At 71.9% G+C, this 2,673-nt stretch carries 3 protein-coding genes and 1 riboswitch; of the genes, 2 read left to right on the forward strand and 1 reads right to left on the reverse strand.

Annotation, left to right across the window (positions count from 1 at the left end):
* Positions 1 to 464: FAD-dependent oxidoreductase (locus H5J33_RS30410; protein ID WP_181797995.1), on the forward strand; the 464-nt coding region annotated here is incomplete at its 5' end.
* A gap of 92 nt (positions 465 to 556) precedes the next feature.
* Positions 557 to 730, forward strand: a riboswitch (TPP riboswitch).
* A gap of 20 nt (positions 731 to 750) precedes the next feature.
* Here H5J33_RS30410 and H5J33_RS30415 read toward each other — a convergent pair.
* Entirely contained in the window at positions 751 to 1,386 is a 636-nt protein-coding gene (locus H5J33_RS30415; protein ID WP_181797996.1) for a TetR family transcriptional regulator, read from the reverse strand.
* Between the two features lie 220 nt (positions 1,387 to 1,606).
* Here H5J33_RS30415 and H5J33_RS30420 point away from each other — a divergent pair.
* Positions 1,607 to 2,673, forward strand: a 1,067-nt coding sequence (locus tag H5J33_RS30420) for a glycosyltransferase family 4 protein (RefSeq protein ID WP_181797997.1), incomplete at its 3' end; no start/stop codon positions are given.

Genomic DNA, 2,673 nt, shown 5'->3' on the forward strand with positions numbered 1-2,673 from the left:
TGGTGCGGCTGCGGTCGGGGCGGGAGCTGGACTCCGGCCTGACCCTGTGGGGGATCGTGGCGGGCGTGCCCGACCTCGCCGCGCGCAGCGGACTCGAGGTGGACGCGGACGGCCGCGTCGTCGTGGACGCCTACCTGCGCAGCGTCACCGACCCGCGGATCTTCGCCGTGGGCGACTGCGCGGGCGTGGCCGGCGCCCGGTTCGGCTGCCAGACCGCCGCCCCGCAGGCCCAGGCCGCCGTCGACGCCCTGGCCCGCCTCGCGGAGGGGCGCGAGCCGGAGCCGTACGAGCTGCGGTACGTGGCCCGGTGCGTCAGCCTCGGCCGCAAGGACGCGGTGGCCCAGTTCACCCACCCCGACGACAGCCTCAAGGACAGCCACCTCAAGGGGTTCACCGCGGTGGCGTTCAAGCGGATGGTGTTCACCGGCACCCGCTACATCACCCGCAAGGCGGTCAGCGCCTGAGGCGACCGCGCCCACCAGGCCCGATGTGTTGGCAAATGGTGGGAATTGGGCGGTTCCGTCAGGGCCTACCGCTATATCCTGATATCAGCCTACGAGGCGAGTGAGGGAGTCCGACCGGAGTAGCCGACTCAGGCGAGACGCGAAGAGCATCCGCCCGGGCCGACAGCGACGGTAGGGCTGAGAGGTCGGAAGGCAGCGATGCCGGACGACGACCCCCATTACCTGATCCGGACCATACCGGCGCAGGGAACCCGTCTCGTAGGTCTCTTCGTGCCCCCGTCCGGTGTCACCGCGGCTGTCGGGGCCGCCCGGCGGCCGGGTCCGTCGGGTCGATCAGCCGGCACGCCGTCTCGATGTCGATCCTCACCTGGGCGATCGAGGCGCGGCCGGACAGCCAGGTGATCAGCGCCGAGTGCCAGGTGTGCTCGATGACCCGGACCACGGACAGCTGCTCGGGCGTGGGGTCCGCCAGGTCCATCGCGTCCAGGATGATCGCGGTCGTCTGCCGGGAGACCTGGTCGACCTCGGGCGAGACGCTGCGGTCGGCGAAGATGAGCGCGCGGACCATCGCGTCGGCCAGGTGCGGCTCCCGCTGGAGCGCCCGGAACGCCCGCATCAAAGTCTCCGCGACCCGCTCGGCGGCCGTCGCGCCCGCCGGGGGCTTCTTGCGCAGCGTGCCGTGCAGGTGCTCCAGCTGGTCCTGCATGGTGGCGACCAGCAGGTGCACCTTGGACGGGAAGTAGCGGTACAGCGTGCCCAGTGCCACCTGCGAGGACTCGGCCACCTCGCGCATCTGCACGGCGTCGAACCCGCCCCGGCCGGCGAGCTGCGCGCTGGCCTGCAGGATCCTGCGGCGGCGGGCCTCCTGCCGCTCGGTGAGGGGCGGCGCGGCCGGGCGCGAGGTGCTGGCTTCCGCAGGCATGGGTCCCGTTCCGTGACAGTCGGTGAGGGGGTCTGTAGGGCTCGTGACCAGCCAGCATGGCAGGGCCGCGCGCCGTGGCGCGAATCACCCGATCCACTGCTCACAGCGCCCCTACCTGCCGGTAGATTCGGAGCCTCTTGAACGATCAAGTCTGAAACTTGTTCTAGATTAGCGTCCCGTCGTAGTCTCGCGGGACAGTGCAGGCAGAAGGGGGCACGGAGTGACCGCTGAGGCCCGGGAAGCGGGTGCCGACCAGGAACCCGCTGCCGACGGGGGGCGACCGCTCGACATCGCGCTCCTCACCTACAAGGGGAACCCGTTCTGCGGGGGACAGGGCGTCTACGTACGGCACCTCTCACGCGAACTGGCCCGCCTCGGGCACCGCGTGGAGGTCATCGGCTCCCAGCCGTACCCCGTGCTGGACGAGGGCTACCCGAACCTCACCCTCACCGAGCTGCCCAGCCTCGACCTGTACCGCCAGCCCGACCCCTTCCGCACCCCGAAGCGGGACGAGTACCGGGACTGGATCGACGCCCTCGAAGTCGCCACCATGTGGACCGGCGGCTTCCCCGAGCCGCTGACCTTCTCGCTGCGCGCCCGCCACCACCTGCGCGCCCGCCGCGGCGAGTTCGACGTCGTCCACGACAACCAGACCCTCGGCTACGGCCTGCTCGGCGACATCGGCGCCCCCCTGGTCACCACGGTCCACCACCCCATCACCGTCGACCGGCAGCTCGAGCTGGACGCGGCCGAGACCTGGCAGCGCCGCTACTCGGTGCGCCGCTGGTACGCCTTCACCCGGATGCAGAAGCGCGTCGCCCGCCGGCTGCCCTCCGTCCTCACCGTCTCCGGCAGCTCCCGCCAGGAGATCGTGGACCACCTCGGGGTCCGCCGCGACCGGGTCCACGTCGTCCACATCGGCGCCGACACCGACCTGTTCGCGCCGAATCCGGCCGTCGCCGAGGTGCCGGGCCGGATCGTCACGACCTCCAGCGCCGATGTGCCGCTCAAGGGACTGGTGTTCCTCGTGGAGGCGCTCGCCAAGGTGCGCGCCGAGCACCCCGCCGCCCACCTCGTCGTCGTCGGCAAGCGCCCCGCCGAGGGCCCGGTCGCCCAGGCGATCGAGCGCTACGGCCTCGCGGGTGCCGTCGACTTCGTCAAGGGCATCTCCGACGCCGAGCTGGTCGACCTGATCCGCTCCGCCGAGGTGGCCTGCGTGCCCTCCCTCTACGAGGGCTTCTCGCTGCCCGCCGCCGAGGCCATGGCCACCGGCACCCCGCTGGTCGC

Origin of the sequence: Streptomyces sp. WELS2 (genome assembly GCF_013870595.1) — a bacterium.
Lineage (GTDB): Bacteria > Actinomycetota > Actinomycetes > Streptomycetales > Streptomycetaceae > Streptomyces.

Bases quoted from the DNA above. Each gene is read 5' to 3' on its own strand.
- H5J33_RS30415 (WP_181797996.1), bottom strand. From the start codon at position 1,386: ATGCCTGCGGAAGCCAGCACCTCGCGCCCGGCCGCGCCGCCCCTCACC.